Origin of the sequence: Kitasatospora sp. NPDC051170, assembly GCF_044455705.1 — a bacterium.
Lineage (GTDB): Bacteria > Actinomycetota > Actinomycetes > Streptomycetales > Streptomycetaceae > Kitasatospora.
The window spans coordinates 146,040-160,128 of record NZ_JBITFA010000001.1; the positions used below are offsets into that span (position 1 = coordinate 146,040).

General features: G+C 73.3%; 13 protein-coding genes. 7 read left to right on the forward strand and 6 right to left on the reverse strand.

Going from position 1 to position 14,089, the window contains the following annotated elements:
* Positions 1-11: 11 nt before the first annotated feature.
* Positions 12-1,334 (forward strand): hydrolytic protein, encoded by a 1,323-nt coding sequence (locus ACIBCA_RS00690; RefSeq protein WP_396280570.1) that lies wholly within the window; start codon positions 12-14, stop codon positions 1,332-1,334.
* Positions 1,335-1,635: 301 nt separating this feature from the next.
* Positions 1,636-2,316 (forward strand): hypothetical protein, encoded by a 681-nt coding sequence (locus tag ACIBCA_RS00695; RefSeq protein ID WP_396280571.1) that lies wholly within the window; start codon positions 1,636-1,638, stop codon positions 2,314-2,316.
* Positions 2,317-2,504: 188 nt separating this feature from the next.
* Here ACIBCA_RS00695 and ACIBCA_RS00700 read toward each other — a convergent pair whose 3' ends face one another.
* Positions 2,505-3,074, reverse strand: a complete 570-nt coding sequence (locus ACIBCA_RS00700; protein WP_396280572.1) for a histidine phosphatase family protein — start codon at positions 3,072-3,074, stop codon at positions 2,505-2,507.
* 293 nt (positions 3,075-3,367) lie between these two features.
* Between ACIBCA_RS00700 and ACIBCA_RS00705 the strand changes: the two genes are divergently transcribed.
* The 5 genes from ACIBCA_RS00705 to ACIBCA_RS00725 all read left to right on the forward strand — a co-directional run bounded on the left by ACIBCA_RS00705 (position 3,368) and on the right by ACIBCA_RS00725 (position 7,238).
* On the forward strand, positions 3,368-3,577 hold the full coding sequence (locus ACIBCA_RS00705) for a CbtB-domain containing protein (RefSeq protein ID WP_031066652.1): 210 nt from the start codon (positions 3,368-3,370) through the stop codon (positions 3,575-3,577).
* Positions 3,578-3,592: 15 nt separating this feature from the next.
* Positions 3,593-4,366 (forward strand): CbtA family protein, encoded by a 774-nt coding sequence (locus tag ACIBCA_RS00710; RefSeq protein ID WP_396280573.1) that lies wholly within the window; start codon positions 3,593-3,595, stop codon positions 4,364-4,366.
* A gap of 284 nt (positions 4,367-4,650) precedes the next feature.
* Entirely contained in the window at positions 4,651-5,211 is a 561-nt protein-coding gene (locus ACIBCA_RS00715) for a hypothetical protein (protein WP_396280574.1), read from the forward strand.
* A gap of 96 nt (positions 5,212-5,307) precedes the next feature.
* The gene (locus ACIBCA_RS00720; protein WP_396280575.1) at positions 5,308-6,708 is read left to right on the forward strand and encodes a hypothetical protein; all 1,401 of its coding nucleotides are present in this window, start codon (positions 5,308-5,310) and stop codon (positions 6,706-6,708) included.
* 140 nt (positions 6,709-6,848) lie between these two features.
* Positions 6,849-7,238, forward strand: coding sequence for a hypothetical protein (locus tag ACIBCA_RS00725; protein ID WP_031066657.1), 390 nt, complete (start codon positions 6,849-6,851; stop codon positions 7,236-7,238).
* A 24-nt stretch (positions 7,239-7,262) separates the two neighbouring features.
* On the opposite strand, the gene ACIBCA_RS00730 is transcribed toward ACIBCA_RS00725, so the two are convergent.
* Genes ACIBCA_RS00730 through ACIBCA_RS00750 form a run of 5 tightly spaced genes read right to left on the reverse strand, consistent with a single transcriptional unit; the run spans position 7,263 to position 14,085 of the window.
* Positions 7,263-7,997 carry a ribonuclease H gene (locus tag ACIBCA_RS00730; RefSeq protein ID WP_396280576.1) on the reverse strand — a complete coding sequence of 245 codons (735 nt, stop codon included), beginning with the start codon at positions 7,995-7,997 and terminating at the stop codon, positions 7,263-7,265.
* A gap of 43 nt (positions 7,998-8,040) precedes the next feature.
* The gene (locus ACIBCA_RS00735) at positions 8,041-10,269 is read right to left on the reverse strand and encodes an MGH1-like glycoside hydrolase domain-containing protein (protein ID WP_396280577.1); all 2,229 of its coding nucleotides are present in this window, start codon (positions 10,267-10,269) and stop codon (positions 8,041-8,043) included.
* The gene (locus ACIBCA_RS00740) at positions 10,266-12,308 is read right to left on the reverse strand and encodes a beta-galactosidase (protein ID WP_396280578.1); all 2,043 of its coding nucleotides are present in this window, start codon (positions 12,306-12,308) and stop codon (positions 10,266-10,268) included. Before ACIBCA_RS00740 ends, ACIBCA_RS00735 begins: the two co-directional genes overlap by 4 nt.
* 2 nt (positions 12,309-12,310) lie before the next feature.
* Complete coding sequence (locus ACIBCA_RS00745) at positions 12,311-13,156, reverse strand: carbohydrate ABC transporter permease (protein ID WP_396280579.1); 846 nt, start codon at positions 13,154-13,156, stop codon at positions 12,311-12,313.
* Entirely contained in the window at positions 13,153-14,085 is a 933-nt protein-coding gene (locus ACIBCA_RS00750) for a carbohydrate ABC transporter permease (RefSeq protein ID WP_396280580.1), read from the reverse strand. The genes ACIBCA_RS00745 and ACIBCA_RS00750 overlap by 4 nt, the downstream gene beginning before the upstream one ends.
* Between the last annotated feature and the right edge of the window lie 4 nt (positions 14,086-14,089).

Sequence of the window (14,089 nt, forward strand, 5' to 3'; positions counted from 1 at the left end):
ACCGTCGCGCTATGACCGCATCCGCATCCGCCGAACTGGCCCTGGCCGCACTGACAGTGGCGCCCGGTGGCACCGCCACCACGACCCTGACGGTGCGCAACGACCTCGACATCGTGGAGGCGTACACGCTGGAGGTCGTCGGCGACTGCGCCGCGTGGACGACGGTCGAGCCCGCCCGGGTGTCGCTCTACCCGGGCACGTCCGAGACGGTGACGGTGCGTCTGGCGCCCCCGCGCTCGCCCGAGGCGCGGGCCGGGGACTTCCCGCTCGGCGTGCGGGTGCTGCCCGTGGAGCACCCGGAGCTGGCCACCGTGCCGGAGGCCACCGTCACCGTGCTGCCCTTCCGGGAGCTGCGGGCCGCCCTGGCGCCGCGCCGCCGCCGCGGCTGGCGGCGCGCCCGCTTCCGGGCCACGGTGCGCAACCTCGGCAACGCGCCGATCACCGTCGTGTTCACCCCCGCGCAGGCCGGTGAGGACCTGCGCTTCCGCGTCACCCCCGACAAGCTGCGCCTGGAACCGGGCGCCGCCGGTGAGGTGCGGGTGCAGGCGCGGGCCCGCAAGCTGATCTGGTTCGGGAAGCCGCACACCTGGCCCTTCGAGGTCAAGGCCGGCCCGGAGGCCCCGAAGGACGGGGACACCCCCGCCGAGACCCCGCCGTCCGTCCTGGACGGCGAGTTCGTCCAACTCCCGGTGTTCCCCAAGTGGCTGCTCGCTCTGCTGGCGGCGCTGATCGCCCTGCTGCTGGCCTGGTTCGCCCTGGTGCGCCCGGCGGTGCGCAGCTCCGCGAAGCAGGCCGCCGAGCAGGCCGTGGCCCAGAAGTCCGCCGCTCCGGCGCCCGCCCCTGCCGTCGAGGGCACACCGGCCGTCCCCTCCGCCGGCGCCACGCCGGGCGGCGCGGGCAAGCCGGCGGCCGGACAACCGACTCCGGGCGGCCGAGGCGCGGGCCCGGGCGCGCCCGGGGGCGGCGGCGCGGCGCAGATCAACGGGACGATCGACGTGCAGACCGCCAACGCCGGTACGGCCGTGGGGAGTTACCCGATCCCGCACGGCAAGGTCCTGGACATCACGGATATCGTCGTGGCCAACTTCCAAGGCGACCAAGGGCTGTTGACCATCAAGGCGGGCGATCTGACGATCACCACGATCGCTCTGGAGACCTTCCGCAACCAGGACTACCACTGGGTGACTCCCATCCGGGTCTCCGAGGACCAGGCCGTGACGGCGAACGTAACCTGCGAGTCCCCCGGCACTCCCGCTTCGGGAGCCCAGGCGGCGACCTGCCACGAACTCGTCAACATCAGCGGAACGCTGAGCGACCTCCCCCGGGGCAACTGAAACGTTCCGCCCTTATCTCCCCCTACATCCCGTGACCATGTCAACACGCGATCATCCGCACACCACCTCCACGCATCCCTCCAAACCGCCCCAACCCGCCCACCTGCCCTCCGGGGCCACCCGCCGCTGCCCTCGTGGGCCACGGACTCTGCCCTACCCGGCAGTAACCCTGCCCCCGTCCGAGGGCCGACCCGGACGCACCTGACGTCGGCGAGGACAGCCGCACCCGGTCTTCCGACAGCCCGGGTGCGGCGGCACACTGTGCTGTCCCAGCTCACGCACCGTCCGACGGGGAACAGCCATGGCGAGCCGACCGAACCGCAAACGCAAACGCCCCCTCGCCGAGGGCGTCGTCCGACCGCCCAAGCGGCCCCGGCGGCCCGGGAAGGGCTGGGAGCCCGCGCCGCGCACCGTGCTGCGCACCGCGCTGGCGACGGCGCTCGGCGCGCCCGTGCTGATCGTCGGACTGATGGCGATCGGCACCAACCCGGACTACCTGCCGATCTGCGCGATCACCGCCGTCCTGGTGCTGATGTCCTCGCTGGTCGCGACCATGCTCGTCCGGGCCAAGGGCTGGGTGCTCTGGCCTGCGGTGGCGCTGGGCGTGCTGATGCTGGCGCTGCCCACCACCGCCCTGCGCGCCCAGCTGATCGAGCACCGGGGCGAGCGGACGGCGGTGGTGGTCACGGCCGCCCACCGCGAGACGGACCGCAGCGGGCGGGTCAGCTGGTCCTGCGACATCCGCCGCGAGGACGGGCTGCCGCTGCCGCACGCGAGTTTCAGCGGCGGCGGCTGCTCCTCGCAGCGCTCGGTGGGGCAGCGCACCGAGGTGCTGGCCGACCCCGCCGGCTGGGTGCCGCCGGTGGACACCGCCGCGGACACCTCCTTCAACGGCGCGATGATCTGGGCCGTCCCCGGGCTCGCCGTGCTGTGGGCGGCGCTCGTCCTCGGCGCCGCCCGGAGGACGCTCAGGGGGCGCTAGGCCCTCTCTTTCGGATGTTGTCGGGTCAGCGGGCGGTGTTGGGGTGCGTGCATCGGCGGTGCCGAGGAGGGAGCCACTGCGGTGGGGGCACCTCCCGGCCGAAGGCTGGGGGACATTGGCGACTGACGAGAAGCCGTCGAGGTGCGTGCCCCGGCGGCGACCGCCCGGCAAGATCCGAAAGAGAGGGCCTAGGCGAGCAGCTCCCGCCCGCAGCGCAGGTTCCAGCGCCCCGAGCGGCCGGTGAGCTCCGTCACCGACAGCGGCCGGACGTCGAGCCGCCAGAAGGCCGCCGCCGGCAGGGCGAGGGCGTGCACCACGGCGGCGCGCACCACCGCCGGTTCCGCGACCGCAGCCGACCGGCCGCCCTCCGCCGCCCGTTCCTCCAGCCAGGCGCCGACCCGCGCGCACAGCGCGGTGACGGACTCGCCCCCGTGCGGCGCGGCGTCGGGGTCGGCGAGCCAGGCCGCGAGTGCGGCGGGGTCGCTCGCGGCGACCTCGTCCAGGCGCAGCCCGTTCCAGCGCCCGGTGTCCAGGTCGGCGAGCGCGCCCGCCGGTTCGGCGTCCAGCCCGAGCGCCTCGGCGGTGCGGCGGCAGCGCTCGGCGGGCCCCGTCCAGGCCCGGGCGACGGGCGGCACCGCGCCCGCGGCCGTACGGGCGGCGGCGAGCGCGGCGGGTTCGGGCGGGCCGTCGCCGCCGAAGCGGGCCTCGCGAAGGTCGGCGCCGATCGCCGGTGCGATCAAGATCACGTGTGCGGTCATCAGCCGTCCTCCCGGGCCCGGGATGCGGCCCTCGTCCGTGTGCGCATGGGATTCCGCGCCCCCGGTGAGCCCTTCGGGCCCGCTCAGCGCCGGTGCGGGGCCCCTTGGCGGTATGCCCGCGACACGGTACCTTCCGGGCGACAACTCAAGACGACGGTGCGTGGAAGTCCGGTGGGAAACCGGCACGGTCGCGCCACTGTGAGTCCGGCCCGTTCACGGTCCGGCGAGTCAGACCCGCCTCCGTCGTCCGTGCTCCACCGAACGGGACGCGTGTTCCCGAAAGGAGATCCACCATGGCTCACCCCATTGCGCCCGCCGCCCCGGCGATCGCCCCCATCTCGGTCAAGGCGATCCTGCCCTGGGCCGTGTTCTTCGGCATCCTGCTGATGGCCGTCCTCTACTTCATCGGCGCCGAGCAGGGCGCCACCTCCCTCATCTCCGGCGAGGACGTGCACGAGTGGGTGCACGACGGCCGGCACCTGCTCGGCTTCCCCTGCCACTGACCGGGGGACGCTCACGTGAACTCCGCAATCGTCAGATCCCTGCTCGTGCGCGGCATGCTCGCGGGCCTGGGCTCCGGGCTGGTCGCCCTGGTCGTCGCCTACCTGCTGGGCGAACCCAGGGTGGACTCCGCCATCGCCTACGAGGACGGGCACGCCGCGCACGACCACGGCGACGGGCCGTCCGTCGAGGTGTTCAGCCGCACCCTCCAGTCGACCGCCGGCCTCGCGACCGGTGTGCTCTTCTACGGGCTCGCGCTCGGCGGCATCGCCGCGCTGGCGTACTGCTTCGCCCTGGGCCGCGTCGGCCGCTTCTCCCCCCGGGCCACCGCGGCCCTGCTCTCCGGGGTGGCGCTGGTCGCCGTGTACGTGGTGCCGTTCCTCAAGTACCCGGCCAACCCGCCGTCGGTGGGCGACCCGGACACGATCGGTCAGCGCACCACGCTGTACTTCCTGATGATGGTGCTCAGCGTGCTGCTGGCGGTCGCCGCGGTGATCGCCGGCCGGTGGCTCGCGCCGCGCCTGGGCACCTGGTACGCGACGGTCGTCGCCGTGCTCGGCTTCGCCGTCCTGGTCGGGATCGCGTACGCGTTCCTGCCCGCCGTCAACGAAGTCCCCGCGGACTTCCCCGCCACGCTGCTCTGGCAGTTCCGCCTCGCGGCGCTCGCCATCCAGCTGACCCTCTGGGCCTCCTTCGGCCTGCTGTTCGGCCACCTCGCCGAGCGGCTGCTGAACCCGAAGCCCGCCGCCACCCGGGAGACCTCTCCGGAGGCGGCCGCGCCCGTCCACTGAGGACGGTGCGCACGCGCACGACAGGGCCGGCCGGGGTGCTCACCGCACCCCGGCCGGCCTGCGCCTTCTTAGGCCGTGTCTGTCGGCTCACGTCGGGTGAGCGGGCGGCGTTGGGGTGCGTGCATCGGCGGTGCCGAGGAGGGAGTCCATGCGGAGCATCGGCGACCGACGAGAAGCCGGCGAGGTGCGTGCCCCGGCGGCGACCGCCCGACGTGAGCCGACAGACACGGCCCAACGTCCACCCCCCTTCCAGGGGCGGAGAGTTCGGGCGTAGTGTGCGTGGCGTGAACGAACTGATCTACCGCGGGAAGGATCTGTTCCGTCCCTCCGTCTTCGCCATGGCCGCCGTCCTCATCACCCTCGAAGGCGTCTTCGCCGCTATCAAGCTCGGCGTCCCCGGTCTGGTCTTCGTCGTCGGCCTGACGGTGCTTCTCGCCGTCCCCGCCATGTACCTCAGCTACCGCAGCTGGACCTCGGTCGGGCGGGCCGGGATCACCCTGTACTGGGGCTTCGGGCAGGGCCGCACCTACCCGTGGCACGAGGTCCAGTGGATCGACGTCCGGGAGACCAAGTCCCGCAGCAGTTCCTCGTACGCCGCCCGCATCCACCTTCCGACCGGAAAGCGCCGCACGCTGCCGGGGGTGGCCAGCAGCGGCATGTACCCGAACCCGAACTTCGGGCAGCAGTACCAGCAGGTCGTCCAGTGGTGGGAGTACAGCACCCACCCGGGCAGCCGGGTCCAGCCGCCGCAGAAGATCCGGGACAAGGTGTCGCCTCAGGTCATCGGCGTGATCGTCGGACTCGTGCTCGTCCTGGGGATATTCGTCGTCATCGCGGTCCGGTAGAGCTGCCGGAGGGGGCGGCCAACTCGGCTCCGGTACACGATCGTTAAAATCCGGGCCAAATATTCGCACGCCATCTTGTTGGTAGTGTGATCACATGTGTACGGCGCTCACGCGCTGCACATCAAGGGGAGGGGTGGTCCGGTCCATCGGGCCGGGCCCGGCAACACAGGAGTCACCATCAACACCGCCATCCGCAAGACCGTTCGCGGCGCGACGCCCGTCGTGGCCGTCGCCGCGACACTCGTCGCAGGGCTCACCGCCTGCGGCACCGCCAAGGAACTCAGCGCCGCCGAGAAGGCGTCCGGCGCCTTCGACCGGATCGCCGAGGCCAAGTCCCTCGGCGTGACGTTCTCCGTCGAGGCGACGCCCGAGCAGATCCTGGCCTTCGGCCGGGCCACGGACGCGCCCACCGAGCCGGAGGCCGCCCAGCAGCTGTCGGGGCTCAAACTCACCGTCGCCATGTCGGCCGACAAGCCGCTCAAGGACATCGACGCCTTCCGCAACGCCCGTGCCAAGGGCAAGGAGTTCACGCCCGACAAGTCGCTGCGCGTCTCCTACGCGCTGGCCGACCGCACCGGCACCCAGCTCCTCGAGTACCGCCAGGTCGACGCCAGGGCGTACCTGCACGTGGACGCCAAGGGCCTGGTCAAGCTGATCGGCGGGGACGCCTCCACCGTCGACGAGTTCAGCCGGACCCTGAACCCCGAGCTCAAGGCCGCCCGCGACGTGCTGGCCGGCAAGTGGGTCTCCTTCGACCTGCAGGAGTTCGCGGCCGAGGCCAAGAAGTCGGACGCGGCCAAGGGCGGCGCCGGCTCGGGCTCGGGCTCGGGCGAGGCGCCCACCGTCGACCCGGAGGCGTCCAAGGAGCTGTTCAACACGCTCAAGGACGTCTTCCAGCGCACCGTCACCGTCGAGGACAAGGGCAAGAAGGACGGCAAGGACCACCTCTGGGTGAGCGCCCCCGGCCGCCAGGTCGTCGAGGAGATCACCAAGGCCGTCAAGCCGCTGACCGCCAAGTTCCCCGGGCAGCTCGACCGGCTCCTGGCCGCCAAGCCGGCCGACGTCCCCGAGGGCAAGGTCGGGGTCGACGTGTACCTCAAGGACGGCACGCTGTCCGCCGTCGACTTCGACGCGGCTCAGCTGGAGCCCAAGGCCGGCCCGGGCGTCACCTTCCCGGTGCGGCTCGCCTTCGACCGGACCTCGCCGGCCGTCGACGCCCCCGGCGACGCGACCGAGGTGAGCGTGGCGGAGCTCCAGAACACCGTCATGTCCCTCGCGATGGACGGCTTCCGCACGCCCCGCGGCGGGGAGTTCCCCGGCTCGGGCCCCGCGTTCGGCAGCGGAGCGGGCCAGCCCGCGCCGCTGACCGACGCCCAGCTCAAGGAGCTCGGCGCGGCCGGGATGCCGCAGGACCAGGCCATCATGTACAACAAGTTCGGCCTGACCTTCGCCGAGATCAAGGAGATCGCGCAGAAGGGCGGCGCCTCCGCCGCCTGATCCGGCCCCGGCCGACCTTCGGGGCCGACCCATCGGGGCTGCTCAGCCCCTCCCCTCCCCCGCCCCCCGGGTCACGGCCGGCCGCTCCCCCGCGGCCGGCCGTGCTGCGTCCGGGACGGGTCCGTACGGAAGGACCACCGGTGGACGACATCCACCTCGCCGCCGCGCCCGGCACCCGTTGGTACCTCGGACTCGACGAGGTCGAGGCGTACCTGCGCGAACGGCTCCCCGGGCTACGCGTCAGCCGGCCGTGTTCGGCCGTCAGCGAGCAGACGTACCTGAGCTTCTCCGTCGACCTCGACGGGATGTGCCGGCAGGGCTGCTACTTCGGGGACGGCCACCTGCTCCTGGAGGACGGGGACCCGGAGGTGTGGGCCGCCACCCTCGCCGGGTTCCTGCGGCTGCTGCCGGCGGGCGCGCGGGTGGTCACGCTGCTGTCCTCCGACCCGGAGACGGTGCTGGAGGTGTCGCCCCTCGCCGACGAGCGGGGCGTCCGGGAGCTGCTGGAGCCGCTGTTCGCGGCGCTGTGAGCTCCCGGACGGGTGCGCTGCGGCTCAGGCGTGGGCGGCGGCGCACTCCGGGTGGCCCCAGCTGGCGCCGACCTTGGTGATCTTGTCGCCCTTGGCGTACGGGCGGGCGCAGGGGCAGGTGCCCGGGAAGCGGGCGGAGAGCGTACGGGAGCCTCCGCCCTTTCCGGCCGACTTCGTCGCCGTACCGGTCGAGGAGGCACCGCCGGTCGAGGAGGCACCGCCGGACGGGCGGGCGCGCCGGGCGGGGGCGGCCGCGGCCGGGTCGGGCACCGGCAGGTCCGCGTCGGTGCCGCCCGCGCCCTCCTGGGTGCGGGCGGCGTCGCTGGCGGCCTTGTCGGCGATGGCGTTCAGCGGGTCGCCGTCCACCTGGTGGGCGGGCACGTACACGAAGGTGACGTCCCGCCCCTCCAGCAGGGCGTCGATCGCCTGGATCAGCTCCTGGTTGGCGACGGGCTTGCCCGCCGCCGTCTTCCAGCCGTTGCGCTTCCAGCCCTTGAGCCACTTGGTGACCGAGTCGCGGGTGTAGGTGCTGTCCAGGCGCACCTCCAGCGGCGCCGCCGGGTCGGTGGCCGCGAGCAGCTCCCGCAGCGCCGTCAGCTCGCCCACGTTGTTGGTGCTGTGCCCGAGCGCCCCGGACTGCCAGCGCCGGGGCACCCCGGCGGCGTCCGCGACCACGTAGGCCCAGCCCGCCGGACCGGGGTTGCCCTTGGCTGCTCCGTCACACGCTGCAATGACTCGTTCGACCATGCCCCCGATCATGCCTGGCCGGGGCGCCCGGAGACAAAAACCGGCCGTTCGTCCACTACTCGCGCAGCAGCGGCAGCAGCAGGGCCGCCGACCAGCTGAAACCCCGGGAGTTGCGGCCCTCGCCCGTCAGCGGGTCGTAGTTCTCCCGGATCGGGGCGTCGCCCGTCAGGCCGCCGGCGGTGGCCAGCAGGCGCTCCACCGCGCGGCGGGCGTCCTGGTTCCAGCCGTAGCGGCGCAGCCCCTCGATCGCGAAGTGGCTCTGGTCGAGCCAGACCAGGCCGCGCCAGTACCCGGCGGCGTCGAAGTACGGCGAGCTGCGGGCGACGGTCGGGAACGGCATCGGGGTGCCGAACTCGGCCGGGTCGAGCAGCAGCCGGCGCACGGTACGGGCCTGGGCGGGGGTGGCGGTGCCGGACCAGAGCGGGATCGCGCCCTCGATACCCCGGCCCCGGGCGGTGAGCCGGGCGCCGGTGGTGAGGTCGGTGTCGTGGAACCAGCCGGTGGCCGGGTCGTACATGGTGTCGCGCACGGCCGTGTCGATGCGCTCGGCGGTGGCGCGCAGGCGTTGGGCGGTGGCGCGGTCGCCGAGTTCGGCGGCGATCAGGGCGAGGTGGCGGTGGTCGGCGGCGAGGTGGGCGTTGAGGTCGACGGAGCGCTGGGTGAGGGACCAGCCGACGGTGCGCCCGGCCGGGTCGGTGTTGGCGACGACGCCGCAGCCGAGGGCGGCGTCGAAGCGCGGCGCGTTGTCCATGCCGGACTCCCAGGCGGCGGCCTGGCGGCAGTCCTCGGGGGTGACGTTGGCCGGGTCGACGGTGGCGCCGTACTGGCACAGGCCCTCGCCGTGGTGGTCGCGGGTGCGGTACCACCACGCCTGGTAGGCGGTCAGCTTGGGCAGCATCTCGCGCAGGAAGGCGCGGTCGCCGCTGCGGCGGTAGACCTCCCAGACGGCCCAGGAGGCCAGCGGGGGCTTGGAGTTGCGCTCGTTCCAGTTGCCGCCGCCGGTGCTCGGGTCGTTGTAGAAGACGCAGTCGGGGACCATGCCCGCGTCCTGGGGGCGCTCGGCCGAGCCGGGCTGGACCTGGTGGTCGAAGACGGCGCGGATCTGGTCGGCGGCCAGGGCCGGGGCGAAGACGGCCGTGCCGACGGCCTGCTTCCAGGTGTCCCAGGCCCAGACGCCGCTGAACCACTTGTAGGCGAGCGCCGGGGTGACGGCGTCGTGGAGGATGCGGCCGGCGGGGCTGCGCCAGTTGGTGACCAGGGTCTGGACGCACTTCACGGCGGTGCGGCGGCGCTCGGCGGGGACGCCCTCGGTGGCGCGGGCCACGTACCCGGCCCAGCGGGCGGCGCCGGCGGCGGCCACCCGGGCGGGGTCGCGCAGGGCGGCCTCGGACTCGGCGGCGGCGCGGGCGTAGTCGGCCTCGGTGAAGGTGTAGCTCTCCGTCCAGTGGAGGCTGCGGGCGGCGCCGGGCGCCAGCTGAACGGGGTCGGCGAGCTCGGTGCGGTGGCCGTCTCCGGTGGCGTCCAGGGCAACGCGGACGGGCTGGGCGTGGCGGACGGCGAAGCGCTCGGTGCCGTCGGTGAGGTAGTCCCAGGTCTTGCGGACGCGGGCGAAGCGGACCTCGATTCCGCGCTCGGCGGCGGTCAGCTGCGGGGCGTCGTGCTGGGGGCCGGTGGCGGGGCGCAGCAGGGTGCCCGTCCAGGCGAGGCGCAGGGTGCGGACGGAGGGGCCCGTGTTGGCGAGGCGGGCGTGGAGGAGGGCGGTGCGGTTGCCGGCGAAGCGCAGGTCCAGGGTGAGCGTGAGGCCCGTGCCGAGGTCGTAGCGCTGGCGCAGCACTCCGGGCAGGGCGGTGAGGCGGGGGGCGCCGCCGGCGGTGAGGTCGAGGGGCTTGGCGTCTTCGGTGATGTGAACGCGCGTGAGGCCGTCGCTGAGCCACCAGGGGTATTCCTGGGCGAGGTGGAGGGGGCCGGTGAAGCCGCCGAGGCGGTCGCCGGGGCGGGGCAGGGCGTAGGCGTGCCAGGCGCCGAGGTCGGCGAAGACGGTGATGGGGTTGTGGCCGTCGGCGTCGCCGGGGTAGGCGAGGGCGGGGGTTCCGTGCTGGTCGAGGATGTCGGCGTAGCGGTCGTCGGTGGGTGGTGCGTCGGCGGCCTGTACGTCGGCGGGTGGTGCGTCCACGGGTGGTGCGTCCGCGAAGGCGGGTCTGGCGGCCAGGGTGGCGGTGGTGGCCAGGGAGGCGGAGAGCGCCGCGGAGGTGGCGAGGAAGTGGCGGCGGGTCAGCGGTGTCATGCGCGCTCCTCGGTGGGCGGGATGCGGAAGACGGCCACGCCGAGCGGGGCGAGGGTGAGGCCCGTTCCGGCGGCGGTGCCGGTGAGCAGGTCGGTGCCGGTGAGCAGGTCGGTGCCGGGCCGGTCGAGGGCGACGTGGCGCTCGAGCGTCCCGTGGTTGAGCAGGAACAGGTACGCGGTGCCGTCCGCCGCGCGCCGACGCGTCGCCTCGACGCCTTCGGGCAGGCCCGGCAGTTCGGCTTCGACCCCGGCTTCGACGAGGGGCAGGTCGAGGATCCGGCCGGTGTCGGCGGCGTCGAGGTGGCAGCTGAGGTACCAGGCGGTGCCGTCGCCGTGGCGGCGGCGGGTGACGGCGGGCCGGTTCCCGAGGGGACCGCTCGTGTAGCGGACGATCGTTTCGGCAGCGCTGTCCGCTTCGATCCACTCGCTCCAGCGCACTGCCCTCAGCCCGACGCCGTCGAGGTCCAGAGCCGTGGTCTCCCCGTCCGGGATCGGCCAGGGCTCGTCGACGACGACGCCGAGCAGCTCGCGCAGCGGCCCGGGCTGGCCGCCGGGGTGGATGTGGTCGTGCCGGTCGGTGACGCCGCTGAACGGTCCGCAGACCAGGTGCCCGCCGCCCCGGACGTAGGCGTCGAGCCGGTCGGCGGTGGCGGTGTCCAGCAGGTAGAGGTTGGGCGCCAGCACCACCGGGTAGTCCGCGAGGTCACCCCCCGGCGGGAGGAAGTCGACGGTGACGCCCCGCTCGTACAGCGCCGCGTACCAGGGCCGGAGCAGGTCGAGCCAGCGCATCCGGGCGGAGGGGTGGTCCTCGAGTTCGAGGGCCCACCAGCTGTCCCAGTCGAGCAGCACGGCGGCGCGCCCGCGCATCCGGCTGCCCGCGACCTCGCCGAGGCGCCGCAGCTCGGCGCCCAGGGTGACGGTCTCGCGCCAGCCCCGCCCGGCGGTGCCCCGGTGCGGCAGCATCGCGCTGTGGAACTTCTCCGCCCCGGCGACGGAGGCCCGCCACTGGAAGTGGAGCACCCCGTCCGCGCCGCGCGCGAGCGCCTGGAGCGACCAGAGCCGGTAGAGGCCCGGCCGCTTGGGCACGTTGACCGGCCGCCAGCTGACGGCGGAGGGCGCCTGTTCCATGAGCAGCCAGGGCCGGCCGGCCTTGAGGGAGCGCATGAGGTCGTAGTTCATGGCGGCGTTGACGTGGGCGCGCGGGTCGGCCGGGTCGGGGTAGGCGTCGTCGGAGACGAAGTCCTCGTGCCGGCTCCACTCCCAGTAGTCCAGCGCCTTGAACATCGACATGAAGTTGGTGGTGACGGGCACCCCGGGCGAGATCTCGTCGAGCACGGCCTTCTCCGCGCGGTGCAGGGCGAGCAGCGCGTCGGAGCAGAAGCGCCGCCAGTCGAGCACCTGGGTGGGGTTGACGGGCCCGGGCGCGGCGCGCGGCGGTTCGACCTGGTCGAAGGAGTTGTACCGCTGGGACCAGAAGGCGGTGCCCCAGGAGCGGTTCAACTCCTCGACGGTGCCGTGCCGTTCGCGCAGCCATCGCCGGAAGTCCTCGGCGGAGGCCGGGCAGAAGCACTCCTCCACGTGGTCGCCGTACTCGTTGTGGACGTGCCACAGCACGAGCGCCGGGTGGTCGCGGTAGCGAGTGGCCAGCGCCCGGGTGAGGCGCACGGCGGCGGCGCGGTAGGCGGTCGAGGAGGGGCAGTAGTGCTGGCGGGAGCCGAACTCCAGCCGCACGCCGTCCGCGGTGACGGGCAGCAGCTCGGGGTGGGCCCGCACCAGCCAGGCGGGCGGCGAGGCGGTCGCGGTGGCGAGGTCGACGGCGATCCCGTGGGCGTGGACGAGGTCGAGGAGGCGGTCGAGCCAGCCGAAGTCCCAGCTGTGGGCGTCGGGTTGGAGCCGCGCCCAGGAGAACACGCCGACGGTGACGAGGTTGACGCCCGCCTCGGCCATCAGCTTCACGTCCTCGGCCCACACCTCCTCGCTCCACTGCTCGGGGTTCCAGTCCCCGCCGTACAGCAGCCCGGGCACCCGGGTGAGGTTCATCTTCATCCCTTCAGCGCCCCGCCCAGCAGCCCGGAGACGAACTGCCGCTGGAAGAGCAGGAACAGCAGCACCAGCGGCAGGGTGGCGAGCAGCGAGCCGAGCATGAGGCCGGAGTAGTCGACGCGGGTCAGGCCGGTGAGGGTGTTGAGGGCGACGGGGACGGTGTACGTCTCCTGCTTGTTGAGCATCAGCAGCGGCCAGATGAAGCTGTTCCACTGCCCCATGAAGGTGAAGATCACCAGTGCGCCCAGCTGCGGCCGTACGCAGGGCAGGACGACCTGGTAGAAGGTGCGCAGCTCGCCGGAGCCGTCGATGCGGGCGGACTCGAGGAGTTCGTCGGGGAAGTCGAGGAAGCTCTGGCGCATCAGCAGGATGCCGAAGGAGTTGGCGAGGAAGGGCAGGATGACGGCCTGGTAGGTGTTGATCCAGCCGAGGTTGGCCATCATCTGGAACAGCGGGACGAGCAGCACCTGAAGCGGGATCATCATGGTGGCGAGGACGAGCCCGAGGAGCAGCCCTCGGCCGCGGAAGCGGTACTTGGCGAGCCCGTAGCCGCACATGGCGGAGAGCAGGGCGCTGAGCGCGGTGTAGACGACGGCGATGCCGAGGCTGTTGAGCATGACCCGGCCGAAGCCGATGGTCTCCTGGAGGTGCGCGAGGTTGCGCAGGAGTTCGCCGCCGGGCAGGAACGGCGGTGGGGAGTGGAAGAGTTCGGAGCTGCTGTGGGTGCTGGCGATCAGCATCCAGGCGAAGGGCACCAGGCTGACGACGGCGCCGGCGGCGAGGAGGGCGGTGACGGCGGCGCGGCCGAGCCGGGCGGGCAGCGGGCGGCGTGTCCGGGGCGTCATCGGCGTTCCCTTCCGTAGAGCCGGAACTGCAGCAGCGAGACGGCCGCGATGATCAGCACGACCACCCAGGCGATCGCGGCGGCGTACCCGAAGTCGAACTGCTGGAAGCCGACCTTGTAGAGGTAGACGACCGGGGTGAGGGTGGCGTCGCCGGGGCCGCCCTTGGTCAGCACGTAGTTCTCGTCGAAGAGTTGCAGGGTGCCGATGGTGGAGGTGATGACGCAGAACAGCACCACCGGGCGCAGCTGCGGCAGGATGACGCCGGTGTAGGTGCGCAGCGGCCCGGCGCCGTCGAGGGCGGCGGCCTCGTACTGGTCGCGGCCGATGGCCTGGAGGCCGGCGAGCAGGATGACGGCGTTGTAGCCGGTCCAGCGCCAGGTGACCGAGCCGACCACGGAGATCCGGGCCCAGGTGGGCGAGTTGAGCCAGTCGACGCCGCCGAGGCCGAGGGCGTGGAGCAGTTGGTTGGCGAGGCCGCCGTCGGTGCGCAGCAGGACCTGGAAGACGACGGCGTAGGCGACGAGGGTGGTGACGGCGGGCAGGAAGAAGACGGCCCGCCAGGTGGCGCGGAAGCGCAGCCAGGACTGGTTGAGCAGGACGGCGAGGACGAGGGCGAGGCCGATCATCACCGGCACCTGGACGGCGAGGATGAGCCCGGTGTTGACGAGGGAGTGCAGGAAGGCCGGGTCCTCGAGGAGGCGCCGGTACTGGTCGAGGCCGACGAAGACGTCGACGCCGTCGCGGCGGGCGGTGAAGCTCTGGTAGAGGCTGGCGACCAGGGGGTAGGCGAAGAAGGCGGTGAACAGGGCGGCGGCTGGGCCGGCGAAGATCCAGGCGGCGGTGTTGGGGGTGCGTCGTCGCCGGGCGGGTGCGGTGGCGCGGGTGCGGGTGGCGGCGGGCTTGCGCAGGGAGGCGGGTGGGCTGGTCACGTCG

Coding starts and splice junctions, on each gene's coding strand:
- ACIBCA_RS00745 (WP_396280579.1), bottom strand. CDS start 13,156: ATGACGCCCCGGACACGCCGCCCGCTGCCCGCCCGGCTCGGCCGCGCC.
- ACIBCA_RS00700 (WP_396280572.1), bottom strand. CDS start 3,074: ATGACCGCACACGTGATCTTGATCGCACCGGCGATCGGCGCCGACCTT.
- ACIBCA_RS00705 (WP_031066652.1), top strand. CDS start 3,368: ATGGCTCACCCCATTGCGCCCGCCGCCCCGGCGATCGCCCCCATCTCG.
- ACIBCA_RS00730 (WP_396280576.1), bottom strand. CDS start 7,997: ATGATCGGGGGCATGGTCGAACGAGTCATTGCAGCGTGTGACGGAGCA.
- ACIBCA_RS00695 (WP_396280571.1), top strand. CDS start 1,636: ATGGCGAGCCGACCGAACCGCAAACGCAAACGCCCCCTCGCCGAGGGC.
- ACIBCA_RS00740 (WP_396280578.1), bottom strand. CDS start 12,308: ATGAACCTCACCCGGGTGCCCGGGCTGCTGTACGGCGGGGACTGGAAC.
- ACIBCA_RS00690 (WP_396280570.1), top strand. CDS start 12: ATGACCGCATCCGCATCCGCCGAACTGGCCCTGGCCGCACTGACAGTG.
- ACIBCA_RS00735 (WP_396280577.1), bottom strand. CDS start 10,269: ATGACACCGCTGACCCGCCGCCACTTCCTCGCCACCTCCGCGGCGCTC.